Source organism: Pseudomonas sp. SIMBA_041, from assembly GCF_046535095.1.
Taxonomy (GTDB): domain Bacteria; phylum Pseudomonadota; class Gammaproteobacteria; order Pseudomonadales; family Pseudomonadaceae; genus Aquipseudomonas; species Aquipseudomonas mucoides.
On the sequence record NZ_JAWRXJ010000592.1, the window covers coordinates 1 to 255 of the forward strand.

The following is a 255-nucleotide window of genomic DNA, read 5'->3' on the forward strand; positions in this document are numbered from 1 at the left end:
GTAGAAGATCAGGCTGGCCAGGAGAAAGGCCCAGGTGCGCGCCAGGCTGTTGGGCTTGCGCGCATGCACCGGCGCATCGCAGCGCGGGCATTGATGCTCGGACGCCTGGCAGACCTGGCCACAGGTGTGGCACAGCATCAATTGGTGGTCCCGGGCGTAGGGCGGAGCGCTCATCAGTAGCGGCCCTCCAGGTCATCCCAGAGGTAGCGGATGTCCTTGCCGGAAATCAGGATGATCAGCACCGTGAGCATCGCC

Annotated in this window: 1 pseudogene; it reads right to left on the minus strand. The window is 64.7% G+C overall.

What is annotated here, in order from left to right:
• Positions 1–174: pseudogene (locus SB725_RS32495) on the minus strand (paraquat-inducible membrane protein A); the annotation flags it as partial.
• Between the last annotated feature and the right edge of the window lie 81 nt (positions 175–255).